The organism is Pseudomonas coleopterorum, assembly GCF_900105555.1.
In the GTDB taxonomy this organism is placed as follows: Bacteria; Pseudomonadota; Gammaproteobacteria; order Pseudomonadales; family Pseudomonadaceae; genus Aquipseudomonas; species Aquipseudomonas coleopterorum.
This window is the reverse complement of sequence record NZ_FNTZ01000001.1, coordinates 1,306,553-1,332,957: the sequence shown is the minus strand read 5'-3', so window position 1 is coordinate 1,332,957 and position 26,405 is coordinate 1,306,553. Positions and strand designations below refer to the sequence as shown.

At 65.0% G+C, this 26,405-nt stretch carries 23 protein-coding genes; 13 read left to right on the top strand and 10 right to left on the bottom strand.

All coding sequences use genetic code 11. The features are described 5' to 3' along the window. Positions 1–85: 85 nt before the first annotated feature. From nirD to BLV18_RS05915, 3 genes are all read right to left on the bottom strand, one after another. On the bottom strand, positions 86–448 hold the full coding sequence (nirD, locus tag BLV18_RS05925) for a nitrite reductase small subunit NirD (protein WP_090356963.1): 363 nt from the start codon (positions 446–448) through the stop codon (positions 86–88). Continuing rightward, on the bottom strand, positions 448–3,009 hold the full coding sequence (gene nirB, locus BLV18_RS05920) for a nitrite reductase large subunit NirB (protein ID WP_090356961.1): 2,562 nt from the start codon (positions 3,007–3,009) through the stop codon (positions 448–450). Before nirB ends, nirD begins: the two co-directional genes overlap by 1 nt. 304 nt (positions 3,010–3,313) lie before the next feature. Beyond that, positions 3,314–7,105, bottom strand: coding sequence for a bifunctional nitrate reductase/sulfite reductase flavoprotein subunit alpha (locus BLV18_RS05915; RefSeq protein ID WP_090356959.1), 3,792 nt, complete (start codon positions 7,103–7,105; stop codon positions 3,314–3,316). A gap of 364 nt (positions 7,106–7,469) precedes the next feature. Here BLV18_RS05915 and BLV18_RS05910 point away from each other — a divergent pair, with 364 nt between their 5' ends. Together BLV18_RS05910 and BLV18_RS05905 are read left to right on the top strand one after the other, a co-directional pair. After that, positions 7,470–9,269 carry a di-heme-cytochrome C peroxidase gene (locus BLV18_RS05910; RefSeq protein WP_090356957.1) on the top strand — a complete coding sequence of 600 codons (1,800 nt, stop codon included), beginning with the start codon at positions 7,470–7,472 and terminating at the stop codon, positions 9,267–9,269. Beyond that, positions 9,266–10,441 carry a catalase family protein gene (locus BLV18_RS05905; protein ID WP_244156810.1) on the top strand — a complete coding sequence of 392 codons (1,176 nt, stop codon included), beginning with the start codon at positions 9,266–9,268 and terminating at the stop codon, positions 10,439–10,441. Before BLV18_RS05910 ends, BLV18_RS05905 begins: the two co-directional genes overlap by 4 nt. Before the next feature lie 20 nt (positions 10,442–10,461). On the opposite strand, the gene BLV18_RS05900 is transcribed toward BLV18_RS05905, so the two are convergent. Further along, positions 10,462–10,947, bottom strand: a complete 486-nt coding sequence (locus tag BLV18_RS05900) for a TlpA disulfide reductase family protein (RefSeq protein WP_090356955.1) — start codon at positions 10,945–10,947, stop codon at positions 10,462–10,464. A 101-nt stretch (positions 10,948–11,048) separates the two neighbouring features. Here BLV18_RS05900 and arsC point away from each other — a divergent pair, with 101 nt between their 5' ends. The 9 genes from arsC (at position 11,049) to BLV18_RS05855 (ending at position 18,649) form a co-directional block, all read left to right on the top strand. After that, complete coding sequence (gene arsC / locus BLV18_RS05895) at positions 11,049–11,402, top strand: arsenate reductase (glutaredoxin) (RefSeq protein WP_049861061.1); 354 nt, start codon at positions 11,049–11,051, stop codon at positions 11,400–11,402. Further along, positions 11,399–12,004, top strand: a complete 606-nt coding sequence (gene wrbA / locus BLV18_RS05890) for an NAD(P)H:quinone oxidoreductase (RefSeq protein WP_090356953.1) — start codon at positions 11,399–11,401, stop codon at positions 12,002–12,004. The genes arsC and wrbA overlap by 4 nt, the downstream gene beginning before the upstream one ends. 39 nt (positions 12,005–12,043) lie before the next feature. Continuing rightward, the gene (locus BLV18_RS05885) at positions 12,044–12,784 is read left to right on the top strand and encodes a type I pantothenate kinase (protein WP_049861063.1); all 741 of its coding nucleotides are present in this window, start codon (positions 12,044–12,046) and stop codon (positions 12,782–12,784) included. 13 nt (positions 12,785–12,797) lie between these two features. Then, positions 12,798–13,469: a DNA-3-methyladenine glycosylase I gene (locus BLV18_RS05880; protein WP_043187466.1), complete on the top strand. Its 672-nt coding sequence runs from the start codon at positions 12,798–12,800 to the stop codon at positions 13,467–13,469. A 275-nt stretch (positions 13,470–13,744) separates the two neighbouring features. Next, positions 13,745–14,809 carry an ABC transporter substrate-binding protein gene (locus BLV18_RS05875; protein ID WP_056843272.1) on the top strand — a complete coding sequence of 355 codons (1,065 nt, stop codon included), beginning with the start codon at positions 13,745–13,747 and terminating at the stop codon, positions 14,807–14,809. A gap of 544 nt (positions 14,810–15,353) precedes the next feature. Next, positions 15,354–16,196: an ABC transporter permease gene (locus tag BLV18_RS05870; protein WP_090356951.1), complete on the top strand. Its 843-nt coding sequence runs from the start codon at positions 15,354–15,356 to the stop codon at positions 16,194–16,196. Continuing rightward, entirely contained in the window at positions 16,183–16,980 is a 798-nt protein-coding gene (locus tag BLV18_RS05865; protein ID WP_049861067.1) for an ABC transporter permease, read from the top strand. Before BLV18_RS05870 ends, BLV18_RS05865 begins: the two co-directional genes overlap by 14 nt. A gap of 1 nt (position 16,981) precedes the next feature. Further along, positions 16,982–17,971, top strand: coding sequence for an ABC transporter ATP-binding protein (locus tag BLV18_RS05860; protein ID WP_090356949.1), 990 nt, complete (start codon positions 16,982–16,984; stop codon positions 17,969–17,971). A 24-nt stretch (positions 17,972–17,995) separates the two neighbouring features. Continuing rightward, positions 17,996–18,649 (top strand): HAD family hydrolase, encoded by a 654-nt coding sequence (locus tag BLV18_RS05855; RefSeq protein ID WP_049861069.1) that lies wholly within the window; start codon positions 17,996–17,998, stop codon positions 18,647–18,649. A 3-nt stretch (positions 18,650–18,652) separates the two neighbouring features. Here BLV18_RS05855 and BLV18_RS05850 read toward each other — a convergent pair whose 3' ends face one another. Further along, positions 18,653–19,249 (bottom strand): tRNA-uridine aminocarboxypropyltransferase, encoded by a 597-nt coding sequence (locus BLV18_RS05850; RefSeq protein WP_090356948.1) that lies wholly within the window; start codon positions 19,247–19,249, stop codon positions 18,653–18,655. Positions 19,250–19,395: 146 nt separating this feature from the next. Between BLV18_RS05850 and BLV18_RS05845 the strand changes: the two genes are divergently transcribed. After that, entirely contained in the window at positions 19,396–19,854 is a 459-nt protein-coding gene (locus BLV18_RS05845) for an FAD/FMN-containing dehydrogenase (RefSeq protein WP_090356946.1), read from the top strand. Positions 19,855–19,865: 11 nt separating this feature from the next. On the opposite strand, the gene BLV18_RS05840 is transcribed toward BLV18_RS05845, so the two are convergent. After that, complete coding sequence (locus BLV18_RS05840; RefSeq protein WP_090356944.1) at positions 19,866–21,191, bottom strand: ATP-binding protein; 1,326 nt, start codon at positions 21,189–21,191, stop codon at positions 19,866–19,868. Beyond that, entirely contained in the window at positions 21,188–21,871 is a 684-nt protein-coding gene (locus tag BLV18_RS05835; RefSeq protein ID WP_090356942.1) for a response regulator, read from the bottom strand. The genes BLV18_RS05840 and BLV18_RS05835 overlap by 4 nt, the downstream gene beginning before the upstream one ends. A gap of 207 nt (positions 21,872–22,078) precedes the next feature. Between BLV18_RS05835 and BLV18_RS05830 the strand changes: the two genes are divergently transcribed. Then, positions 22,079–22,894 carry a TlpA disulfide reductase family protein gene (locus tag BLV18_RS05830; protein WP_090356940.1) on the top strand — a complete coding sequence of 272 codons (816 nt, stop codon included), beginning with the start codon at positions 22,079–22,081 and terminating at the stop codon, positions 22,892–22,894. Positions 22,895–23,184: 290 nt separating this feature from the next. Here the strand turns inward: BLV18_RS05830 and asd are convergent, their stop codons facing one another. From asd to BLV18_RS05815, 3 genes are all read right to left on the bottom strand, one after another. Next, positions 23,185–24,297, bottom strand: a complete 1,113-nt coding sequence (gene asd, locus BLV18_RS05825; protein WP_049861075.1) for an aspartate-semialdehyde dehydrogenase — start codon at positions 24,295–24,297, stop codon at positions 23,185–23,187. 66 nt (positions 24,298–24,363) lie between these two features. Further along, positions 24,364–25,446 carry a 3-isopropylmalate dehydrogenase gene (gene leuB / locus BLV18_RS05820; protein WP_049861076.1) on the bottom strand — a complete coding sequence of 361 codons (1,083 nt, stop codon included), beginning with the start codon at positions 25,444–25,446 and terminating at the stop codon, positions 24,364–24,366. A gap of 58 nt (positions 25,447–25,504) precedes the next feature. Continuing rightward, positions 25,505–26,263 carry a class I SAM-dependent methyltransferase gene (locus tag BLV18_RS05815; protein WP_090356938.1) on the bottom strand — a complete coding sequence of 253 codons (759 nt, stop codon included), beginning with the start codon at positions 26,261–26,263 and terminating at the stop codon, positions 25,505–25,507. Positions 26,264–26,405: the final 142 nt, after the last annotated feature.

The following is a 26,405-nucleotide window of genomic DNA, read 5'->3' as shown; positions in this document are numbered from 1 at the left end:
CCACATTAATGTGCGTACGCCGGACCATTGTGGGAGCGGGGCGGGCGGCAAGCCCTCTGCCCGCGAAGAGGCCAGCAAGACCTACCTACATCCTGCCAATCTCCACCCGATCCCCATTCAAGCGCACCGGCCAGACCCTGACATGCTGATCCGGCGCCTCCAGGCAGCGCCCGTCGCTGAAGCAGTAATGCTGCTTGTACAGCGGCGCCGCCACCACCAACTCCCCTTGCAGGTACCCGACGATTCCGCGGCCCAGCACGTTGGCGCCCGAGCGCGGGTCGTGGTTGTCGATGGCGTGCAGCACCCTGCCCTCGCCCGCTCCGGGCAGGTAGAACAATGCGATCTGCTCACCGTCCAGCCACACCACCACACCGGAATTGGCGATCAGGTCCGACCGCTCGCACACCGCTTGCCAGGTCATCGCCTGCACAGCTTCGATTGCCTGCATCACACCACCTCCTCGACCACCGGGATCAACGTCACGACATCGCCCGCATGGGCGGGGCGGCGCTGGCCGCGTTCCTTGACGAACTGCACGCCGGGGTCCGCGCGCTTGTCATTGACGAAGGTGCGGAAGCGCTTGAGCTTTTCCGGATCCTTCAGGGCGTTGGCCCATTCGCATTCATAGTGATCGACCACCCGCTGCATCTGCGCTTCGAGTTCGGCGCCCACGCCCAGGCTGTCTTCCAGGACCACCTGCTTGAGGAATTCCAGGCCGCCTTCCAGATTTTCGCGCCACACCGAGGTGCGCTGCAGCTTGTCGGCGGTGCGGATGTAGAACATCAACACGCGGTCGATGTAGCGGATAAGTTGCTCGTCATCCAGGTCGGTGGCAAACAGCTCGGCGTGACGCGGCCGCATGCCACCGTTGCCGCAGACGTACAGGTTCCAGCCCTTTTCCGTAGCGATCACGCCGATGTCCTTGCTCTGCGCCTCGGCGCACTCGCGGGTGCAGCCCGATACCGCGAACTTGAGCTTGTGCGGCGAGCGCAGGCCCTTGTAGCGGTCCTCGATGCGCAGGGCCATGGCCACGCTGTCCTGCACGCCGTAACGACACCAGGTGCTGCCCACGCAGGACTTCACGGTGCGGGTCGACTTGCCGTAGGCATGCCCGGTTTCGAAGCCCGCTTCGATCAGTTCACTCCAGATCTCCGGCAGCTCGTGCAACTGTGCGCCGAACAGGTCGATGCGCTGGCCACCGGTGATCTTGGTGTAGAGGTCGTATTTCTTAGCCACCACGCCAATGGCGATGAGCTTGTCCGGGGTGATCTCACCGCCGGGAATGCGCGGCACCACCGAGTAGGTGCCGTTCTTCTGCATGTTGGCCATGAAGGTGTCGTTGGTGTCCTGCAGCGGCACCAGCGAGGGGTCCATGATCGGCTGGTTCCAGCACGAGGCGAGGATGTTGCCGACGGTGGGCTTGCACACGTCGCAGCCCACCGCACCGCGTCCGTGGCGGGCGAGCATGTCCTCGAAGCTGGCGATGCCTTCGACACGGGCCAGCGCGTACAGCTCGGCGCGGGTGTAGGCGAAGTGCTCGCACAGGCTCTTGTCGACCGTCACGCCACGGGCCGTCAGTTCATGCTCGAAGACCTGCTTGAGCAGCGCGGCGCAGCCGCCACAGCCGGTGCAGGCCTTGGTCTGCGACTTGAGCGCCGAGAGGTCGCCGCAACCGCCGTCGATGGCGGAACAGATCGCACCTTTGCTGACGTTGTGGCAGGAGCAGATCATGGCCGTGTCGGGCAGCGCGTCGGCGCCCAGAACCGGTGCGCCGTCGGACAGCGGCAGGATCAACGTCGACGGGTCGGCCGGCAGGGCGATGCCGTTCTGCGCGTATTGCAGCAGGGTGTCGTAGTAGCTGTTGTCGCCGACCAGCACGGCGCCGAGAACCCGTTTACCGCTGGCGTCCACCACCAGGCGCCGGTAGCTGGCGTTGGCTTCGTCGATGAAACGGTAGCTCTTGGCGCCTGGCGTGCTGGCATGGGCGTCGCCGATGGAACCCACGTCGACCCCGAGCAGCTTGAGCTTGGTGGACATGTCGGCGCCGCTGAACGCCACCGGCGTTTCCCCGGCCAATTCGCAGGCGATGTTGCGGGCCATGCTGTAACCGGGCGCTACCAGACCGAAGATGCTGCCGTTCCAGGAGGCGCACTCGCCGATCGCATACACCGCCGGGTCGCTGGTGCGGCAGTGCGGGTCGATGACGATACCGCCACGGGCCGCGATCTCCAGCCCGCTGGCGCGGCCCAATGCGTCTTGAGGGCGGATACCGGCCGAGAACACGATCAGGTCGGTTTCCAGGCATTCGCCGCCGTCGAAATTCATCCGATAACGATGGGTCTCGCCGGCCTCCACGTTCTGCGTGGCGCGCGAGGTGTGCACGCCTACCCCCAGGGCTTCGATACGCGCGCGCAACGCCGCGCCTCCTTCGGCGTCCAGCTGCACCGGCATCAGCCGCGAAGCGAACTCGACCACGTGCGCTTCCAGCCCCAGCGACTTCAAGGCGTTGGCCGCTTCCAGGCCCAGCAGCCCGCCGCCGACCACCACGCCACGGCGCGCCCCGACCGCTGCGGCGCGGATCGCGTCCAGATCATCCAGGGTGCGATAGACCAGCCGCGCGTTGCCCTCACAGCCCGGAATCGGTGGCACGAACGGGAACGAACCGGTGGCCAGTACCAGTATGTCGTAGGCATGCCGCCCGTTGGCGGTGACCACTTCGCGGGCCTGACGGTCGATCTCGATCACCGGCTGGCTCAGGTGCAAGGTGACGCCGTGCCTGCCGTACAACTGGGCGTCGCCCAGGGCCAGGGTTTCGGCACACGAGCCGCCGAAGTATTCGGAAAGGTGCACCCGGTCATACGCCCGCTGGCGCTCTTCGCCGAAGACGTGGATCTCGTAGCGATCGACCGCGCTGCGCTCGATCAACTGCTCGACACAGTGATGCCCCACCATGCCGTTGCCGACGACGATGAGTTTCTGCCGGGGCTTGAGGTTCACGAGCGCGTTCATGGGTATCTCCTGGCACGTTGCGGTGTCTTGACCATCGGGCAAAAAAAAACGCCTGGAGCGAATGCTCCAGGCGCCTTTGCCTGATCGTCGAAATGAGGGTGTCCGGTGGGGTGATCGTCGTTGAGCACCGGGGACTTGTCTGGGTGGAAGCAGGTTGCGTGCCAGGGTTTGTCTGGGGAGTGTCAGATGGGGCCTCTTCGCGGGCAGAGCCCGCTCCCACAAGGATTTCAGTGTGGGAGCGGGCTCTGCCCGCGAAGAGGCCCTCCCTGATACAAAGCCCCACCCCAGTGCACACCGCACCCTTTCAGTACACATCCCGCACATAACGCCGGTCCCGGCTCAACTGGGCCAGGTAAGCCTCGGCCTGCTGCGTGCTCATGGCGCCGTGTTCGGCCACTACGTCGCGCAGCACTGCGTCGACATCCTTGGCCATGCGGCTGGCATCGCCGCAGACATAGAAATGCCCGCCCTGCTGCAACCATTGCCACACCTGGGCGCCCTGCTGGCGCAAGCGGTCCTGGACGTAGATCTTTTCCGCCTGATCGCGGGAGAACGCCGTATCCAGCCGGTGCAGATGCCCGCTGCGCAGCCAGGCGTGCAGTTCGTCGCGGTAGTAGAAGTCGCTGTGCTCGCGTTGCTCGCCGAACAACAGCCAGTTGCGCCCGTGATGACCCAGCGCCTGGCGCTCGTGAAGGAAGGCGCGAAACGGCGCTATGCCGGTGCCCGGGCCGACCATGATCATCGGCGTATCGGCCTGGCTGGGCACGCGGAACTGACGGGTCTTTTGAACGAAGATCGGCACCAGCGCCGCTGCCGAGCGATCGGCCAGGAAGCCCGAGCAGACGCCACTGCGCACGCGCTCGTTGCACTGGTAACGCACGGTCGACAAGGTGATGTGCACCTGATGCGGGTCAGTGCGAGCGCTGGAGCTGATGGAGTACAGCCGCGGCTGCAAGGGCTTGAGCAGGCCGAGCAGTTCCTGGGTGGTCAGCGTCACCGGAAAGGCTTCGAGCAGGTCGATCAGTTGCCGACCCCACAACCACTGCTGCAGTTGGACAGCGTTGGCCGGTTCGAGCAACGAGGCCAACAACGGATCGGCGCAGCGCTCGCTCAGAAATGCCAGCCACTGCGGCGTGATGCGCGTGATGTCCAGATGCTTGTGCAAAGCCACCGCCAGCGGCTGCTCGCCGTGCCCCTTGAGCAGGACCCGCTCGCTGCTGTCCAGGCCAAGGCAGGCCAGCAGTTCCTCGACCAGGCTCATGCAGTTGCTCGGCCATACGCCAAGGGCATCGCCCGCTTCATAGACCAGGCCGCTGTCCTTCAAGTCGAACACCACATGGCGCACTTCCTTCTCGGTGCCGGCGGCGTTGAGCACCTGATTGTGCAGGACGCGCGCCAGCCAGGGTCGCTGACGGGTATACAACGCAGCTTCTGCCGCAACCGAACCGGCCACCGATTCAGCCACTGAACTGGACGCTGGTCCGGCAAGCAGCAGACTGGCGGCCTGTATCCAGCGCTCGGCAGGCGCCTGATCGTCAGGCTCGCACTCGACGCGTTCGAGCAGACGCTTTCCGCCCAGCTGGGTCAGGCGCTCGTCCAGCTTGCGGGCAAAGCCGCAGAACTGCGCGTAACTGGAATCGCCCAGCGCCAGCACGGCATAGCGCAGGTCTGCACAAGGCTCGGTCTGCGTGGCCTGCAACTGGGCCCACAGGCGCGTGGCATTGTCCGGTGCATCGCCATCGCCAAAGGTGCTGGTGATCAGCAACAGGTCATGGGCGGCGAGCAACTCGGCCGGGGTGATCTCGTGCAGGCCACGCAGAGCGACCGATGCGCCACGCTCGCGCAGGGTCTGCGCGCAGCGTTCGGCGATGGCCTGCGCGGTGCCGGTCTGCGAAGCCCAGAGCACCTGGATGGCCGCCTGCCCGTCGCTTGCCGCGACACCGTCAGGCGCGTCGGCATCGAGGTTCTGCAGGGCGATTTTCGGCGAGCCGACGCGTTGCAGCGCCACGGCGGCGAACTTGAAGGCCGGCTGGTGCGACAGCGGATCGGTGGCGTCGCTGGTCACGGCATTGATGGCCAGATCGCTGCCGTACACGTCGTTCCAGTGAAAGGGCGCGAAGCAATTGCCCGGCCGTACCCGGTCGCTGAGGCGGGCCGGCAATACCGCCTGGCCGCGCCGCGAGCGGACCTGCACCTGATCGGCCTCGCCGATGCCCAGACGCTCGGCGTCGTCGGGATGAAGCTCGATGAACGGCCCAGGGTCGAGCCGGTTCAAGGTGGCGACCTTGCCGGTCTTGGTCAGCGTGTGCCACTGATGCTGCAAGCGACCGGTGTTGAGCACCATGGCGAACTCGGCGTCGGGCTGATCGGCGGCTGGCAGGTGCGGACGGGCGAAGAACCGAGCACGACCGCTGGCGGTGGGAAAGCGCACGCCTGCCTCGGTGAGGTAGCGAATCGGGCTGCGCACACCCTCCTGCCCTGGCAGCGCAGGCCATTGGCGTGGCTGCTGGCGCAGTTGCGCGTAGCTGGCGCCGCGGATGTCGTAACCGCTCTGCGGGTTGTCGAAGCGTTGCAGCTCTTCATAGATCTGTTCGGCACTGGCGTAGTCGAAGCCCTCGGCGAAGCCCATGGCGCAGGCCACCTTGGCGATGATCTGCCAGTCCGGCAGGGCTTGCCCCGGTGCGTCGACAGCCTTGCGCATAAGGGTCATGTTGCGCTCGGAGTTGATCATCACCCCTTCGGCCTCGGCCCACAGCGCGGCGGGCAGCAGCACGTCGGCATAGCGATTGGTCTCGGTGTCGAGAAAGGCATCCTGGGTGATCACCAGCTCTGCCGCCTGCAGGCCATCGATGACCTGCTGACGGTTGGCGACACTGGCCACCGGGTTGGTGCAGATGATCCAGCACGCCTTGATCGCGCCCTCGCCCATCTGCCGAAACAGGTCGACGGTGCCGGCGTTGCCTTCTTCACGCAAGCTGCCAGGGGCAATGCCCCAGAGTGTTTCGACGTGGGCCCGATCGGCCGCCACCAGCAGCGAACGCTGGCCGGGCAGGCCTGGGCCCATGTAGCCCATTTCGCGCCCGCCCATCGCGTTGGGCTGGCCGGTCAGGGAGAACGGTCCGCTGCCCGGACGGCAGAGGGCGCCGGTGGCCAGATGCAGATTGCACAGCGCGTTGGTGTTCCACGTGCCGTGGATGCTCTGGTTCAGCCCCATGGTCCAGCAACTCATCCAGTTGGCCGCGCCGCCGATCCACTGCGCGGCCTGACGGATCGCCTGTTCGTCGAGGCCGGTGATCTGCGCGACTCGGGCTGGCGTGTAATCGGCCAGAAAAGCCGGCATGTCCTCCCAGCCTTCGGTGTGCGCGGCGATGAACGCCGGGTCGGTCGCGCCGTTGGCGTGCAGCAGGTGCAGCAGGCCGTTGAGCAGCGCCAGGTCGGTGCCCGGCTCGATCTGCAGGAACAGGTCGGCCTTGTCGGCAGTGGCGTTGCGCCGTGGGTCGACGACGATCAGCCTGGCGCCGGCCTTGAGGCGATCGAGCAGGCGCAGGAACAGGATCGGATGACAGTCGGCCATGTTCGCGCCGATCACCAGAAACACCTCGGCCTGATCGAAATCATCGTATGAGCCGGGCGGGCCATCGGCGCCCAACGACAGCTTGTAGCCACTGCCGGCGCTGGCCATGCACAGCCGCGAGTTGGATTCGATATGCCGCGTGCGCACGTACCCCTTGGCAAGCTTGTTGACCAGGTACTGGGCTTCCAGCGACATCTGCCCGGAGACGTAGAAGGCCAGGGCATCGGGGCCATGCTCATCGAGGATCAGCCGCAGGCGGCTGCCGGCCGCGGCGATGGCGGCGTCCATGTTCGACTGTACCGGCTCGTGATCACGGTTCTCGCGCAGGTAGGCGTGCTGCATGCGCCCCGGATCGCTGAGCGGCTGGGCGCAGGTGCTGCCCTTGGTGCACAGGCGTCCGGCGTTGGCCGGATGCAGCTTGTCGCCGCTGACCTTGACCACGCGGCCGCTCTCGACAGTCATGACGATACCGCAGCCGACGCCGCAGTAGGGGCACACGCTACGCACTGAAGTGGCGGTCATCGACCCTCCTCGCTGCTGGCGACAAAAACAAAAACGGCGCCAGCTGCCTGCGCTCATCAGAGCGGGCAGCACGGCACCGTTGTCGTGTGGGAGGCAATCGGCATCGATTGCATTGTGTAGTGCGCAGGCTTGCAATCCATGCGCCACAATCATCCGGACCGCAGTGAAGAAAGGAAGCAGCCGGTCGCAGGTGCGGCGTATCGACCGTGACCTGCACCCTTTATGTGCGTCGCGCACCACAGGCTGGCACCGATGCGACGGGCGTCTGCGCGTTATGAAGAGATTGCCGGGACTAGACTAAAGGCCAGTTGCCATCACTGGATTTTTCAGGCATAAAGCCGCGCTTATCACAAGGACCGTGCCCATGCGCTTGCTCATTCGAGGCGTGATGATCGTGCTGGTGGCCGCGCTGTTGGCCGTCGCCGTCATCGCCTACTACATCGCCTACCCCAACCTGCCAGCCTATAGCCCTGCCCGCGACCTGCACTACCTGCAGGACTGGAGCGACGCCGACCGCGACACCTACTATTTCACCCCCCAGGGGACCCAGGTCAAGGGCCTGCACTACGACTGGTTCGTCAACCTGGAACAGCCGTTTTCCACGCAACGCTTCGCAGCGCCGGAAAACCTCGGCCGTTTCGGCTTCCTGATCGAACCGGGCCACGCGCAGAATCCGCACGACTTGCCCATAGGCTTCACCCGGCACCCCGGCGAAAACGGCGACACGCAGTTTCTCGACATCAGCTGCGCCGCCTGCCACACCGGTGAGTTGCGCTTCAACGGCACGGCGCTGCGGGTAGACGGCGGCACCGCGCAGCACGTGCTGCCCGCCACGGTGCCGACCCTGCGCGGCGGCGACTTCGGCCAGGCCCTGGCGGCGAGCATGGCGGCCACCTACTACAACCCCTGGAAGTTCAAGCGCTTCGCCCTGGCGGTGCTCGGCGAGCAAGGCTACGAGGCCGGGCACGACGCCCTGCGTGCAGCGCTCAAGGCCTCGCTGAACAGCATCCTGCACACCGCCTGGAACGACACCCATCGCGGCCTGTACCCCGTCCAGGAAGGGCCCGGCCGCGCCGATGCGTTTGGCCGCATCGCCAACGCCACCTTCGGCGACGCCATCAGTGCCGACAACTATCGCGTCGCCAACGCGCCGGTCGACTATCCACACTTGTGGGACATCTGGACCTTCGACTGGGTGCAGTGGAACGGTTCGGCCCAGCAGCCGATGGCGCGCAACATCGGTGAGGCGCTGGGCGTGGGGGCGACCCTGGAGTTCTTCGACGCCCACGGCCAGCCCCTGATGGGTGACGAACGCTACCCCTCGAGCGTGCGGGTCATGGACCTGTACCGCATCGAACAAGCCGTGGAGCGTCTGCCCGCGCCGCAGTGGCCCGAAGCAGTGCTGGGCCAGGTCGATCTGACCCGTGCCGCCCAGGGCCGGCAGCTGTTCCAGGAAAACTGCGCGGCCTGCCACGTGCCCCTGGTGGACCACAGCGGACCGCGCCCCGTGGCCAAGCTGCAGATGCGCTCGGTCGACTACATGGGCACCGACCCTACCGCTGCCAACAACATCGCCGATCATCGTTTCGATGTCAGCGCGCTGAACTGGGACGTGCAGGCCCTCAAGACCATGAACGTGCAGCTGGAAGATCCCAGCGAGCCGCTCGACCTCAAGCACATTTCCGTGGCCAAGGCACTGGCCTATGTCACCGCCTTCGTCGAGGCGCAGGCCTACCGCCAGGCCGGCATCGGCCCGCAGGAACAGGCACGGCTGAACGGCTTCGGCATGGACATCGGCGTGCGTGAACTGCGCGCGTACAAGGCCCGGCCCCTGGCCGGCGTCTGGGCCACCCCGCCGTTCCTGCACAACGGTTCGGTGCCCAGCCTCTATCAACTGCTGTCGCCTCAGGACGAGCGCTCGGTGACCTTCTACCGTGGCAACCTGGAATACGACCCGGCGCACCTGGGTTATCGCAGCGAAGCCTTCCCCGGCGGCTTTCTCTACGACACGCGCCTGACCGGCAACGCCAACAGCGGCCACGAATTCCGCGACGGCCCGCTGGGTGCCGGGGTGATCGGTCGCCTGCTGCAGCCCGAGGAGCGCTGGGCGCTGCTCGAATACCTCAAGATCCTGGGTGGGCCACTGGAGAAACGACTGCCATGATCAACCGTCCCTCGATGGATTCGACGCCACCCGGCCCCATCGGCCGCTTCTGGCTGCGCCTGGGTACCTGGCTGTTCAGGACGGTGCTGGGGCTGATCGTCCTGGGCCTGCTGGGCTGGCTGCTGGCCACGCTGTGGTACGCGTGGAAGTTCTCCGGGCCGGTCTCGGCCCAGGAGCAGATTCCCGCCGGCGAGGCGGCGATGACCCAGGACATCATCCAGACCGCCATCCGCATCGTCGACCAGCACCGCGAACCCACCCGCTACCTGCGCGACGCCCACGCCAAGGCGCATGGCTGCGTGCAGGCGCAGGTCAGCGTGGCCACCGACCTGGATCCGGCACTGCGCCAGGGTGTGTTCAGCGAACCGGGCAAGACCTGGCAAGCCTGGATGCGGCTCTCTAACGGCAACGCCTATCCGCAGTTCGACAACATGAAGGACGCGCGCGGCATGGCCATCAAGCTGCTGGGCGTCCCCGGCGATCAGCTGCTGCCCAGCCAGCAGGGACGCGGCGAGCAGGATTTCGTCATGTTCAACCATGCCAACTTCTTCGTCAGCGACGTGGCCGAATATCGCCAGAACGTGGCGGCCCAGGCCGACGGCAAGAAGGTGATGGCCTTTCTGCCAGGCTGGGACCCGCGCCAATGGCAGGTGCGACACCTGTTCATCGCCCTGGCGACCCTGTCCGAAGCACCGCCCAGCCCGCTGCTGACCACTTACTTTTCCGTGTCGCCGTACAAGTTCGGCAACCTCAACGCCAAGTTCCGCGTCACCCCGGAAGCGGGAACGTGCCCGGCGTATACGCCACCGGCGCAGAACCGCGACGTGCCCAACTTCCTGCGCTCGGCGTTGTACCAGCAACTGTCCACCGATCGTCAGCCAGCCTGCTTCGCCCTGCAGATCCAGACGCAGGACGCCACCCGCTACATGCCCATCGAAGACACCAGCGTGCAGTGGAAGGAAAGCGACGCGCCCTTCCAGACCGTGGCCCACATCCAGGTGCCGGCTCAGGACTTCGACACACCCGAGCAGAACCTGATGTGCGACAACTTCAGTTTCAGCCCCTGGCACGGGATCGAGGCGCATCGCCCCATCGGCGGCATCAACCGCCTGCGCAAGGCGGTGTACGAGGCGGTCAGCGCCTATCGCCTGGAACGCAATGGCGTCAGGTGAGCACGGTCCTGGACCGCAACTCAGTTGCCGCTGCCCTGCAAGGCCGCCAGACGCGCCTTGATGCCAGCGGCGGTCTGCTCGCCCATCAATTGCTCGCGCAGCTTGCCTTGGTCATCGATGATGTAGGTGACCGGCAACCCCTGGCTGCGCGGCAGCGCGAAACGCGGCGCCGGGTCCTGGGCCAGTACCGGGAAATCGATCCCCAGCGTCTGGGCGGCGGCGCTCAGTTCCTCACCCTGCAGGTTGTCGAAATTCACCCCGAGCACCCGCACGCCCTGCCCTTGCAGGCTCTGCGAAAGCGCATTGAGTTCGGGAATCTCGCGGCGGCAGGGTCCGCACCACACCGCCCAGTAGTTGACCACCAGCCAGTGCTTGTCCAGCGTCTGGGCGCTGACCGGGTTGCCATGCTGATCAGGGCCGTAGTCACCCCCACAACCACCCAGCAGCGCGGCCGCCAACAGCAGGCCCGCCAACGGTGCGAAGCGGGCCTTGATACGCCATTTCATGGATCTACCCTTCCTCATTCCTGCAGCTATGCGAAAAAGGCGACCGATCATCGCCACGTGGTTAGAATACCCGCCACTGGATGCCGGAGGCGACTTTTCCCATGACCGATCTGACCCTTTACCATAACCCGCGCTGCTCCAAATCCCGCGCGGCGTTGGAGCTTCTGCAAGCCCGTGGGCTCGAGCCCGTCATCGTGCGCTACCTGGAAACGCCTCCCGATGCCGCCACCCTGCACACGCTGCTGGGCAAGCTGGGCATCAGTGCCAGGGCACTGTTGCGCACCGGTGAAGAAGAATACAAAACCCTGGACCTGGCCGACGCCACCCTGGGCGAGGAACACCTGGTGCAAGCCATGGCCGCGCATCCCAAGCTGATCGAGCGGCCCATACTGGTCAATGGCGAACGCGCGGTGATCGGCCGGCCACCGGAAAACGTACTGGAGATCATTGCGTGAACACACCTTACATCCTGGTGCTCTATTACAGCCGCCATGGCGCCACCGCCGAGATGGCCCGCCAGATCGCCCGCGGCGTCGAAGCCAGTGGGCTGGAAGCGCGCCTGCGCTGCGTGCCGGCGGTTTCGACCGAGTGCGAAGCCGTGGCGCCGTCGATCCCCGAGCAAGGCGTGGTCTACGCCAGCCTCGACGACCTGAAGAACTGCGCCGGCCTGGCCCTGGGCAGCCCGACGCGCTTCGGCAACATGGCCGCGCCGCTCAAGTATTTCCTCGACGGCACCAGCAGCCTGTGGCTCAGCGGCGACCTGGTCGGCAAGCCGGCCGGGGTGTTCACGTCCACCGCCAGCCTGCACGGCGGTCAGGAAACCACCCTGTTGTCGATGCTCCTGCCCCTGCTGCACCACGGCATGCTCATCACCGGGTTGCCCTACAGCGAGTCGGCCCTGGTGGAAACCCAGGGCGGTGGCACCCCCTACGGCGCCAGCCACCATGCCGGTGCCGATGGCAAGCGCGTGCTCGACGAGCACGAGAAAACCCTGTGTCGGGCACTGGGCAAACGCCTGGGCCAGACCGCACAGCTGCTGAGCACTGCGCGTGGCTAAGTCCGATCGTAGAGTGCATCGCACGATGGCGGGCCACGCTTGAGCATCCACGCCTACACCAAGTACCCCGCCATGGCGTTCGGCGACGAGTCGCCGCTGGCCTGGATCAGCGAACACATCCGCGAGCACTATCAAGGCCATCGGCACACCTTCGTGGTGGCCATCGCCGGCAGCGTCGCCGTGGGCAAGAGCACCCTGTCCACGCTGCTCAAGGAACGGTTCGAGGGCTGGCCGGAAGCACCGCGGGTCGAGGTGGTCAGCACCGATGGCTTCCTGTATCCCAACCGGATCCTGGAAGAGCGTCAGTTGATGCCGCGCAAGGGCTTCCCGGAAAGCTACCGCACCGACGACCTGAAGGCGTTCCTGCATGATCTCAGGCAGGGCGTTCGTGGTTTGCAGGTCCCGGTCTATTCCCAGGCGATCAAGGACATCGACGAGCACTTTCACCTGATCGATCAGCCGGACATCCTGATTCTGGAGGGGCTGAACATCCTCCAGCTGGACCACGCCCACGACTTTTCCATTTACCTGGATGCCCCGACCGCCGACATTCGTCACTGGTACATGGAACGCTTCATGAGCCTGACCACTCTATCGGGCGACGCTGCACAGGCGCGCGCCGACTATTTGTGGGAAGAGGTCAACCTGAAGAACCTCACGGAAAACATCCTGGTGACCCGCGATCGGGCGCAGATGGTTCTGCACAAGGCACCGGACCACCGCATCGACGAGGTCTGGCTGCGCGAAGGCGACCTGCCCGTGCATTCATCCAGCAGTTGAGGACACCGGTTCCATGCAAGACTACAAGTGGCTGAACGAGTACTGCCTTAATCGCTTCGGCTCGCAGAAGGCGCTGGAGGCGCGTCTGCCGACGGCCAAGTCCCCGGCGCAACTGCGCAAGATCAGCGCCGACCGCTACCTGTCGACCATGGCCCTGCGGGTCTTTCGGGCAGGCCTCAAGCACAGCCTGGTCGACTCCAAGTGGCCTGCCTTCGAAGAAGTGTTCTTCGGCTTCGACCCGGAGAAGATCGTGCTCATGGGCGCCGAGCGCCTGGAACGGCTGATGCAGGACACCCGCATCATTCGCCATTTCGGCAAGCTCAAGAGCGTGCCGCGCAACGCGCAGATGATTCTCGACGTGGCCATGGAGCACGGCAGTTTCGGTGATTTCATCGCCGACTGGCCGGTGGAAGACATCACCGGCTTGTGGCAGTACATCGCCAAGCACGGCAACCAGATGGGTGGGCTGTCGGCGCCGCGTTTCCTGCGCATGATCGGCAAGGACACCTTCATTCCCAGCTGGGACGTGGTGGCCGCGCTGAACGCCCAGGAGATCGTCGACAAGGTGCCCAGCTCCAAGCGCGATCAGGCGGCCGTGCAGGCCGCATTCAACCAGTGGCATGCCGAAAGCGGCCGGCCGATGTGTCAGCTGTCGGCGATGCTGGCCTTTACCGTGAACCACTGATCCCTCCGCGCCTCGCAGGGCCCGCCACGCGGCCCTGCCCGGCTAGCGCTCCATACATCCCTGCTTGCAACGGCCCTCGCGCCGTATCGATCGAAACGGCAAATCTCGTCTACGCTTGATTTCCAGGGGCCTGACAGCCCTGAGCATGCCTGCGCCGACGCGCTCGACGTCAAAATGTCATGCGCGTCCCCTACGTTGGCTCGGGTATTGCTGATCCTGATCAATCCAATCGTCGACAGTCCCCTCGTTTCGATAGGCGCCCATAGGAGCACCGGATGAAAAAGCTTTTCCTGGCCACACTCTTAGGTTCGAGCATCGCGTTGTGCAACCTGGCTTCGGCAGCGGATACCGATCTGCAAACCCTGGAAGCCGCGGCCAAGACCGAAGGCATGGTCAACAGCGTCGGCATGCCCGATGCCTGGGCCAACTGGAAGGGTACCTGGGAAGACCTGGCCAACAAGTACGGCCTCAAGCACATGGACACCGACATGAGCTCGGCCCAGGAAGTGGCCAAGTTCGCCGCCGAGAAGGACAACGCCAGTGCCGATATCGGCGATGTCGGTGCAGCGTTCGGCCCCATTGCCACCAAACAGGGCGTGACCCAGCCGTACAAGCCTTCCACCTGGGCGCAGATCCCCGACTGGGCCAAGGACGCCGACGGCCACTGGATGCTGGCCTACACCGGCACCATCGCGTTCATCATCAACAAGCAACTGGTCAAAGCCGAAGACGCGCCCAAAAGCTGGGCAGATCTGAAGAACGGCAAGTACAAGGTAGCGATCGGCGACGTCAGCACTGCAGCCCAGGCGGCCAACGGGGTCCTCGCGGCAGCCATCGCGTTCAAGGGCGACGAGAGCAACCTGGCCCCTGGCCTGCAACTGTTCACCGAACTGGCGCAACAGAAGCGCCTGTCGCTGGCCAATCCGACCATCCAGACCTTGGAAAAAGGCGAGATCGAGGTGGGTGTGGTCTGGGACTTCAACGGCCTGAGCTACCGCGACCAGATCGATCCGAAACGCTTCGACGTGCTGATCCCCTCGGACGGCTCGGTGATTTCCGGCTACACCACCATCATCAACAAGTACGCCAAGCACCCGAACGCCGCCAAGCTGGCGCGTGAGTACATCCTCAGCGACGCCGGCCAGATCAACCTGGCACGCGGCTATGCACGGCCGATCCGCGCCGACCACATCAAGCTGCCGGAAGATGTCGCGGCCAAGCTGCTGCCGGCCGAGCAGTACCGCAACGTCACCCCGATCAAGAACCCGGACGTCTGGGAAGCCAGCGCCAAGGCCCTGCCCCAGCAGTGGCAGGAACAGGTCATCTTCGAGATGCAGTGATTGCCTGAGGTGCATCAGGTAGGGCCCCTTCGCGGGCAGAGACCCGCTCCCACAGAGACTCGGACTGCGCCTATGTGGGAGCGGGTCTCTGCCCGCGAAGAACCCACCACCAATCTCCTGACACCCCGGAGCGCTCCAGCAGTGACCACCCCCACTCGCGGCAGAACCCTGGCCCTCCCACAGGAGCAGGAGCGTCAATCCGTGTGGGAGCGGGTCTCTGCCCGCGAAGCAGCCACCACCAATCTCCTGACACCCCGCAACCCCGGAGCCCTCCAGCGGTGACCACCTCCACTCGCAGCAGAACCCTGACCCTCCCACAAGAGCAGAAGCGTCGATCCTTGTGGGAGCGGGTCTCTGCCCGCGAAAGGCCCACCACCAACCCCCTGACACCCCGGAGCGCTCCAGCAGTGACCACCCCCACTCGCGGCAGAACCCTGGCCCTCCCACAAGAGCAGAAGCGGCAATCCTTGTGGGAGCGGGTCTCTGCCCGCGAAGCAGCCACCACCAACCCCCTGACACCCCGCAACCCCGGAGCCCTCCAGCAGTGACCACCCCCACTCGCGGTAGAACCCTGGCCCTGCTCCTGCTGGCGCCCTTCGCTCTATTCTTCATCGTCTTCCAGATCGCCCCCCTCGCCTGGGTGGCCATCCACAGCGTGCAGACCGACGCCGGCTGGAGCCTGGACAACTTCAGCAAGGCTTTCGGCTCGCGCTTCTACCGCCAGGCCATCCAGTTCAGCCTGGAAATCAGCTTCTGGTCGAGTCTGTTCGGCATCGTCATCGCCGTCATCGGTGCCTACTCCCTGCGCCGGGTCGACTCGCGGCTGCGGGATTTCGTCAGCGCCTTCGCCAACATGACCAGCAACTTTTCCGGCGTACCGCTGGCCTTCGCCTTCATCATCCTGCTGGGCTTCAACGGCGCAATCACCCTGGCACTCAAGCAGGGCGGCCTGATCGATGATTTCAACCTTTACTCCAAAACCGGCCTGATCATCACCTACACCTATTTCCAAATCCCGCTGGGCGTCCTGCTGCTCTACCCTGCCTTCGACGCCCTGCGCGAAGACTGGCGCGAGTCCGCCGCCCTGCTCGGCGCCAACGGCTGGGCCTACTGGCGCTACATCGGCTTGCCGGTGCTGACCCCGGCGCTGCTGGGCACCTTCGTCATCCTCCTGGCCAATGCCCTGGGCGCATACGCCACGGTGTACGCCCTGACCACCGGCAATTTCAACGTGCTGCCGATCCGTATCGCCGCCATGGTGGCCGGCGACATCAGCCTGGACCCCAACCTGGCCAGCGCCCTGGCGATGATTCTGGTGGGGCTGATGACCCTGGTCACCCTGGCCCATCAATGGCTACTGCGCAGGAGCTACCATGTCGCGCGCTGAACACAACGCCCCCGGCCTCTACCACAGAGTCGTGGTGTGGCTGCTGTTCCTGATCCTGCTGCTGCCCTTGGCCGGCACCCTGCTGTATTCGTTGGCCACCAGCTGGTCGGCATCGATCCTGCCCAGCGGCCTGACCTTCAAGTGGTACCTGCAACTGTGGGGCGACCCGCGGTTCCTGCAGGCCTTCGGTCAATCACTGGTGGTCTGCGTGGGCGCGCTGGTGCTGTCGGTGCTGCTGATCCTGCCGCTGCTGTTCGCCGTGCACTACCACTTTCCCAGGCTGGATGCGCTGATGAACATCCTCATCCTGCTGCCCTTCGCCGTGCCGCCCGTGGTGTCCTCAGTGGGCCTGTTGAACCTGTACGGCTCGGGACCACTGGCCATGGTCGGCACGCCGTGGATCCTGATCGGCTGCTACTTCACCGTGGCCCTGCCCTTCATGTACCGAGCCATCACCAACAACCTGCAGGCGATCAACCTGCGCGACCTGATGGACGCTGCCCAGTTGCTGGGCGCCAGCACCTTCCAGGCAGCGTTTCTGGTGGTGCTGCCCAACCTGCGCAAGGGCCTGATGATCGCCCTGCTGCTGTCGTTCTCGTTCCTGTTCGGCGAGTTCGTGTTCGCCAACCTGCTGGTCGGCACCCGCTACGAAACCCTGCAGGTTTACTTGAACAACATGCGCAACAGCAGCGGCCACTTCAACAGCGCGCTGGTGATTTCCTATTTCTTCTTCGTGTTGCTGCTCACCTGGGGTGCGAACCGCTTGAACAAGGACAAAGACTGATATGAGCTTCGTCAGCGTCGAAAGACTGGATAAGCGCTACGGCAACACCGAAGTCTTCAGCGATATCGGCTTCACCATCGAACGGGGTGAATTCATCACCCTGCTCGGGCCGTCCGGTTGCGGCAAGTCGACCCTGCTGCGGGCGATCGCCGGACTGACGCCGATCAACGGCGGGCGCATCCTGCTCGATGGCCAGGACCTCGCCCCACTCGGTCCGCAGAAGCGCGACATCGGCATGGTCTTCCAGAGCTATGCGCTGTTTCCCAACATGAACGTGGAACAGAACGTCGCGTTCGGCTTGCGCATGCAGAAGGTCAAAGGCGCCGAAAGCACCCGCCGTGTGGCCGAGGTGCTGGCGCTGGTGGAACTGGACGAGTTCGCCAAGCGTTACCCGCATCAACTCTCCGGCGGGCAGTGCCAGCGGGTCGCCCTGGCCCGGTCGCTGGTCACCCGGCCGCGTCTGCTGCTGCTCGACGAGCCCCTGTCGGCGCTGGATGCACGCATCCGCAAGCACCTGCGCGAACAGATCCGGCAGATCCAGCGCGAACTCGGGCTGACCACGATTTTCGTCACCCACGATCAGGAAGAGGCGCTGACCATGAGCGACCGCATCTTCCTGATGAACAAGGGCCGCATCGTCCAGAGCGGCGATGCGCAGAGCCTGTACACGGCACCGGCGGACGCCTTCGCCGCCGGTTTCATCGGCAACTACAACCTGCTCGATGCCGCCCAGGCCAGTGCCCTGTTGCAGCGACCGATCCATACCCGGGTGGCGATTCGTCCGGAAGCCATCGAGCTGGGTTCGAGCGGCTCGCTGGAGGGCGAAATCCGCAGCCACAGCCTGCTGGGCAACGTGATCCGCTACCGCGTGCAGGCCCATGGCGTACTGCTGGTGGTGGATGTGCTCAACCGCACCGCCGCCGACCTGCTGCCCGACGGCCAGCGGGTGTCCCTGACGATTGGGCCGGACGCGCTTTGTGCGGTAGCCTGAGCACCTTTCCAAGGGAGGTTTCATATGGCTCTAGCGATTTTCGATCTCGACGAGACCCTGATCCACGGCGACTGTTCTTCACTCTGGAGCGAGCAGATGGGTCGCCTGGGCTGGGTCGATCCCGAGTCCTTCATGCAACGCGACCACGAGTTGATGCAGGCCTACAGCGAGGGTCGGCTGGCCATGGAAGACTACATGGCGTTCAGCCTGGAGCCGATGCTCGGGCGCTCGCCCGAGGAGGTCGAACACCTGGTCGGCCCCTGGGTCGAGGACTTCATCGAGCCGATCATTTTCAGCGACGCCACCCGCACCATCGCCGCCCATCGCGCGGCCGGCGATCGCATTCTGATCATCTCCGCTTCCGGCGTTCATCTGGTCCAGCCCATTGCCGAGCGCCTGGGTGTCGACGACGTGCTGGCGATCGACCTGGAACTCAACCACGGCAGCTACAGTGGCAATACGGTCGGCGTATTGACCTACCGCGAGGGCAAGATCAAGCGCCTGCGCGAATGGATGCACGACGAGGGCGAAACCCTGGAAGGCGCCAGCTTCTATTCGGATTCACGCAACGACCTGCCGCTGCTATTGGAAGTGCCCTTCCCCCATGCGGTCAATCCTGATCCGGTGCTGCGCGAGCACGCGGAAAAGGCTGGGTGGCCGATTCATCACTGGCGTTGATGGTTACTGGCGTTGATGGTTGCGCAGATAAACCTCTTCACCCATGGCGGCGATCTGCCCTTCGATGAGTGCGTCGAAGGGCCTGAGCAGCGCCTGGAACGAGGCCGGTGCTTCGAGTACCTCCAGAGCCTGGGTGATGGCCTCTACGGTCGACAGCGCGCCCGGACCAGGCGCCTTGCGCAGCCGATAACGCGAGGGCTCGGCAGCGGCCAGCTGAACCCTGGGCAGGTCGGCGAGCAGCGGATTGAGGTGCAGCAGCTTGCGCGCCTTGCGCCAGGTGCCGTCGGGCACCACCAGCAACCTTGGCTGAGCATCCGGCGCGTAGACACTCAAAGCTTCACTGCGCTCATCGGGAAACAACAGACAGGGCTGATAGCCTGGCTGTGCCAGCCACCGCGCCAGGTCAGCGAATACTTCGCCGACCATGATCTCGCAGTTCTGCAAGCCCAACGCGGCCAGGCGCGCCGTATTCAGCGCGTGATCCACCTCGCTGGGATGCTGCAGGATCAGCACCCGCGTTCGGCTGGGCAGGTTCGGGATCAACGCACACAGGCACAGGGCCTGAGGACGTTGGCAGCGAGGGCATTGAGGTCTGGACATACGCAATTGTGCCATGAGGCCGCGCGGCGGCAATACCGGGTCGAACGCGCGCGTGCGAAAAAGTCGCGCACCGGGCCGCTAAACCTTTGTACCCCGGTGGCCGATCCGCTCTAATGTGAGCCCCACTGTCCCAGGACCCTGCCGCAATGAAATACTGCTGCGCATTACTTTTCAGCTTGCTGTCCCTTACCGCCCAGGCCACGGAAGTCGGCGAACGGCTGGCCCCCTGGACCCTGCTCGATCAGTTCGAACAACCCTACTCGCTCAGCGACGAGACCCAACTGATCATCGTCGCGCGCAGCATGGACGCCGCCCAGTTGATGGGTACGGCCATGGAAAAACGGCCCAAGGACTTTCTCGAGTCGCGACATGCGGCCTATATCGCCGACATCGAGCGCATGCCGTCGGTGGCCAAGTGGATCGCCATTCCCGGCATGAAGAAACTCAATTACCGCATTCTGCTGGACCAGGAAGGCCGCGTCGCACCGCGCTACGACGGCGACCGCGAAACCGTGCAGTGGCTGGAGCTCAAGGATGGCGTGGTGGTAGACATCAAGACCTTCAACGATCCTCAGCAACTGGCCAGCGCGCTCTCCGCACGCTGAGCCAACGGCGTTCACACCGGTCGGAACGGGACCTTGAAGCTGACGCGCAAGCCGTCTTCGGTACTGTCGAAGTGCAGGGTACAGCCGCAACGCTGGGCGATCGCCTGAACGATGGCCAGGCCCAGCCCGCAACCGGTGCTGGAACGGCTGCGCCAGAAGCGCTGGGTCAGGTGTTCCAGGTCTTGCGCGGCGATGCCGGGGCCGAAGTCGCGCACCGTGAAGCATACGCAGCCGGGTTCCGTGGCCAGTGTCAGCCAGACCGGCGCCTGATCGGGGCTGTGCCGCAACGCGTTGTCGATCAGGTTGCGCAGTGCCTGTACCGCCAGGGTCGATGGCATTCCCAAGGCTATTGATGGCAGCCGCGGCGGGACGTGCAATTCGACCCGCCAGCGGTCCTCCGGGCGAGCGTCGCCGATGGCCAGGCGCGCCACCTGTTCGGCGCTGCACGGTGCGCCATCGTCGAACGACAGGCTGCCTTCGACCCGTGCCAGCAAGAGCAATTGTTCGAGGGTGCGCTGCAGGCGGTCGGCGCCCTCCTCGGCATGGCCCAGCGCCTGTTCGTGGGCGAGCCCGGCCGTCATGCGGGCGACCTGCAGGTGGGTCTTGATCGCGGTCAAGGGACTGCGCAGTTCATGGGCCGCATCACCGGTCAGCTGCCGCTCCCGCTCCAGAGTACAGCCGATGCGCAGGAACAGCTGGTTCTGGGTTTCCAGCAGCGGTTGCAACTCACTGGGCAGCGACTTCAGCGCCAGCGGTTCAAGGGCGTCGACGTCGCGTTTGCGCAGCGCCTCGCACATGCGATTGAGAGGCGCCAGGCCCTTGCCGATGCCCAGCCAGAGCATCGCGATGCTGCCCAACAGGGCCATCAGTACCGGTGCGGAAGCGGCGAGTAGTACCGAACGGTTCAATGCCTCGCGTTCCAGCTCGCGGTCTGCGGTGGTGATCCGCACATCGTCCCGAGCCAGGGTGAAACTGCGCCAGTGTTCACCCTCGATCTCCTGATCGTGGAAACCGGTGCGCTGGTCATCCAGCACCTGATCGGCATTGCCATGGCTGCGGGCAAGGATTTCACCACGCAGCGAGCTGACCTGGCAGGCGATACCGTCGGGGATGCTCCATTGATCGGCACTGAAGCGGGTGCCTTCGCCCTGTGCGGAAAGCGGTTGCGGCAGCCGATCGACCAGGCCGGCGACCATGCGCGCCGACGCCACCAGGCGTTGATCGAGGGAGAACATCATCTGACTGCGCAAGTCGCGGAACATCCAGGTCGCGGCCAGCGCCCAGATCAGCACGAAGGCCGTACCCAGAATCAGACTCAAGCGCAGGCGCAGGCTCATTGCGCTTCCTGCGCTGCGGCTTGGGCCGGCCCCAAGCGATAGCCCAGGCCGCGGACGGTTTCGACAATGCCGTTGCCCAGCTTGCGCCGCAAATGATGGATGTGCACGTTCAGGGCGTTGCTTTCCACTTCGTCGCTGAAGCCATAGACACTGTCCTTGAGCTGCTCGCCCGAGAGCACGCGGCCTCGGTTCTGCAGCAGGGCGTACAACAGCGCCTGCTCGCGACGAGACAGATCGACGGCCTGGCCGGCCAGCCAGGTCTGGCGGGTGCTGGGGTCGTGCTGCAACGGGCCGTGCTCGATCATGTTCAGAGTCCGCCCGGCCACCCGGCGCTGCAGGGTGTGCAGGCGCGCACACAGTTCGCGCAGGTCGAAGGGTTTGAGCAGGTAGTCGTCGGCGCCGGCCTGCAGACCGGCAACCCGATCGCTGACGCTGTCGCGGGCGGTTAACACCAGCACCGGCAGCGCCTCGCCCTTGTGGCGCAACCGTTGCAGCAGCTTGATGCCGTCCTCGTCGGGCAGCCCCAGATCGAGCACCATCACATCGAAGCTGGCGGCCTGCAGCATGGCCTGGGCGGCAGAAGCCGTGGCCACTCGATCGACGTTCAGACCCTGGGCATTGAGCCCGGCAACGATGCCGCTGGCGATCAGGTCATCGTCTTCGCAAAGCAATACGTGCATGACAGCGCTCGAAGGATAAATGCCCACGGTGACAGGCCGTGATTAACACAACATTATGCGCCCAAACGCCCGTGACGACGGGCATCGGCCGCGAAAAACGCCGCGCGGTGTGTCTGTCGGAACCGGACCGCTCATGCGGGTTGGGTTAACCGTCGGTTAACCTGAGTGCCGCCATACTTGATTCATCACCTCAAGAGACCCCTGCCGATGCTGAGCCTTTCCGTGGGGCCATTCGCGCTTTCCCTGCATCACCTGCTGATACTGCTGGCCTTGGGCCTGGCCAGCGTCGTGGGTTGGCAGATGTCGCGGCGCGGGTTGGGCAGCAATCCCGAAGTGCTGATCTTTCGCCTGTTCCTGCTGGGCCTGGTGATGGCGCGTGTCGCTTTCGTGATGCGGTACTGGGCGCAGTACCGTGCCGATCCGTGGCAGATTCCCGATATCCGCGATGGCGGCTTCCTGCTATGGCCGGGCCTGGCGGTCAGCGGCGTGACGGCGCTGGTGTATGCCTGGCGGCGCCCACTGGCGCGTGTCACGTTGGGCACAAGCCTGGTCAGCGGCCTGATGTTCTGGGCCGTCACCAGTCTGGCCAGCCAGTGGTACCTGCAGGAACGCCACGCGCAATTACCCGACGTCACCCTGCACACTGCAGCAGGTGAGCCTGTGGCACTGCGCAGCTACGCAGGGCAGCCGCTGGTGATCAATCTCTGGGCCAGCTGGTGCCCACCTTGCAGACGGGAAATGCCAGTGCTGCTGGACATGCAGAAACACCATCCGCAGGTCCGTTTCCTGTTCGTCAACCACGGCGAAACCGCGCAGATCGTCGCAAGCTTTGCGGGAACCATGGGGCTGGATCTGCAACAGGTGGCATTCGACAGCCAGGGCGATCTGGGCCGCGCATTGGGTTCGGTCGCACTGCCAACCACGCTGTTCTACAGCGCCGACGGCAAGCTGCTGGGCAGCCATCTGGGCGAGCTGTCGACCGCCAGCCTGAACCACGCGCTGGAAGCCTTCGAAAACCGGTAACCGCCGATGCCCCCTGTAGCAGCGGCGCAAGCCGCGTCGGCGGTAAACGCGATATGCCTGAAAGAACACGATAAACCCGGACGCGGCTCGCGCCGCTGCTACAGAGACCGCGCACCCTGTAGCAGCGGCGCAAGCCGCGTCGGCGGTGAACGCGGTATGCCTGAAAGAACGCGATGAACCCGGACGCGGCTCGCGCCGCTGCTACAGAGACCGCGCACCCTGTAGCAGCGGCGCAAGCCGCGTCAGCGGTCGGTGCGGTTCGGCTGGCGGACCCAGCGAACCCGAGGAAATCAACGCTCCAGCAAAATCCGCAGCATGCGGCGCAACGGTTCGGCGGCGCCCCACAGCAGCTGGTCGCCGACGGTGAACGCGCCCAGGTATTGCGAGCCCATGTTCAGCTTGCGCAGGCGCCCGACCGGAATGTTCAGCGTGCCGGTGACCTGGGTCGGGGTCAGTTCCTGCATGCTCGCTTCACGGCTGTTGGGTACCAGCTTGACCCACGGGTTGTGCTGGCTGATCAGGCCTTCGATGTCCGCCATCGGCACGTCCTTGTTCAGCTTGATGGTCAGCGCCTGGCTGTGGCAACGCATGGCGCCGATGCGCACGCAGATGCCGTCCACCGGGATCGGGCTCTTGAAGCGACCCAGGATCTTGTTGGTCTCGGCCTGAGCCTTCCACTCTTCACGGCTCTGCCCGTTCGGCAGCTCCTTGTCGATGTACGGAATCAGGCTGCCGGCCAGCGGCACACCGAAGTTCTCGGTCGGGTAGCCCTCGCCGCGCATGGCCTCGGCCACCTTGCGATCGATGTCCAGAATGGCACTGGCCGGGTTGGCCAGGTCATCGGCCACCGAGGCGTGGGTGCTGCCCATCTGCTTGATCAGCTCGCGCATGTTCTGCGCACCGGCACCGGACGCCGCCTGATAGGTCATGGCGCTCATCCACTCCACCAGACCGGCCTCGAACAGGCCGCCCAGGCCCATCAGCATCAGGCTCACGGTGCAGTTGCCACCGATGTAGTTCTTGGTGCCGGCATCGAGCTGCTGGTCGATCACGCGGCGGTTGACCGGGTCGAGCACGATCACTGCGTCATCCTGCATGCGCAGGCTGGAGGCAGCGTCGATCCAGTAGCCCTGCCAGCCGGCCTCGCGCAGCTTGGGGAATACCTCGCTGGTGTAGTCGCCACCCTGGCAGGTCAGGATCACGTCGAGTGTCTTCAGCTCTTCAATGCTGTAGGCATCCTTGAGCGGGGCAATGTCCTTGCCCACCGCAGGCCCTTGGCCGCCCACATTGGAAGTGGTGAAAAACACCGGCTCGATAAGATCGAAATCCTGCTCTTCCAGCATCCGCTGCATGAGCACGGAACCGACCATGCCGCGCCAACCGATCAGACCTACACGTTTCATCGCAACTACACCTTCTTGAAAAGTGGGCCGCTGCTTTCGATTGAAAGTCGCAGCGGGCCCAAGAGATTACAGATTCCGCAGCGCGGCGACTACTGCATCGCCCATTTCCTGCGTACCGACCCGCGCGTTGCCTTCGGACCAGATGTCGCCGGTGCGCAAGCCCTGGTCCAGGACCAGGCTGACGGCCTGCTCGATGGCATCGGCGGCCGCGTGCTGATTGAAGCTGTAGCGCAGCATCATCGACACCGAGAGGATGGTCGCCAGCGGGTTGGCGATGCCCTGCCCGGCGATGTCCGGTGCCGAACCGTGGCACGGCTCGTACATGCCCTTGTTGTGCGCGTCCAGGGAGGCCGAGGGCAACATGCCGATGGAGCCGGTGAGCATCGACGCTTCATCGGAAAGAATGTCGCCGAACATGTTGTCGGTGACCATCACGTCGAATTGTTTCGGCGCCCGCACCAGCTGCATGGCGGCGTTGTCGACGTACATGTGGCTCAGCTCGACGTCGGGATAATCCTTGCCGATCTCTTCGGCCACTTCGCGCCACAGCTGGCTGGATGCCAATACGTTGGCCTTGTCCACCGAGCAGAGCTTCTTGCCGCGGACCTGGGCCATGTCGAAGCCCACGCGCACGATGCGGCGGATTTCGCTCTCGCTGTAGGGCAGCGTGTCGTACGCCTGGCGCTCGCCGCCTTCCAGTTCACGGGTGCCACGGGGGGCGCCGAAGTAGATGCCGCCGGTCAGCTCACGGACGATGAGGATGTCCAGCCCGGCAACGATTTCCGGCTTCAGGCTGGAAGCGTCCGCCAGTTGCGGATAAAGGATGGCAGGACGCAGGTTGGCGAACAGGCCCAACTGCGAACGGATTTTCAGCAGGCCGCGCTCCGGGCGGATGTCGCGCTCGATCTTGTCCCATTTCGGACCGCCCACGGCGCCCAGCAGCACCGCATCGGCGGCACGGGCGCGTTCCAGGGTTTCATCGGCCAGCGGCACGCCGTGCTTGTCGATGGCTGCGCCACCGATCACGTCGTGGGCCAGTTCGAAGCCCAGCTGGAACTTGTCGTTGGCCAGCTCCAGCACCTTGACCGCTTCGGCCATGATTTCCGGGCCGATGCCGTCGCCTGGGAGAATCAGAATCTGCTTGCTCATGCTTTCCTCGTTAATTCCGGTAATACGGCGCGCCCTCGGGCAGGCCGTGAATGAATGCTCAACGCTGGGCCCACAACACCAGCACGTCGGTGCTGAATGAGCCATTGTCGTCGATCTGGTAATACTCGCGCACCTCGGCGCCCACGGCTTGCTGCAAGGTGCGGATGGCCGCACGCATCACCTCGGGGGTGCGCATGCGCTCGACCCAGGACACGTATTCAAGGCGCAGGCGCTGGCGTGTATGCCCGCGCACCTGCAGCCCGGCCGCATTGACCTGGCTCAGCCATTCGCCGGCACTGTAGTCACGCACATGACTGGTGTCACGCAGCACTTCGACGCTCTGCAGATAGGTATCGAGCAGCGGGCTGCCCGGCGACATCACGTCGATGAAGCACGCCACGCCACCGGGCTTGAGCACCCGGCGCACTTCGCGCAGGGCCAGGCCCAGGTCGCTCCAGTGGTGGGCCGAGTAGCGGCTGAACACGTAGTCGAATTCGCCATCGGCGAACGGCAGCTGTTCGGCCGGGCCGAGCTGGGTGCTGACGTTGGCCAGCCCTCGCTCGTAAGCGGCGCTGGCGACTACATCGAGCATCTGCTGCGACAGATCATAGGCCACCACCTGCTTGACCAGTGGCGCGCAGTGAAAGCTGACGTGGCCGGCGCCGCAACCCAGATCCAGCAGCCGAGCGTGGGACTGGCCGGCCAGTTCCGCCTGAAGCAGCGCAAATTCCGCGCCCTGGGCGTGAACGGCGCTGCTCAGGTAGGCCGAGGCCTGTTCGCCGAACTGTTTCTGCACGACTTGGCTGTGCTGGGTCATGGAGTGGGCTTCCTTGTGCCTGGGTTGGTGGTGGCCTTGCCGGCCTCATCGCGGGCAGAGGGCTCGCCGCCCGCCCCGCTCCCACATCGGCGACGAGCCTCTTGTGGGAGCGGGGCGGGCGGCGAGCCCTCTGCCCGCGAAG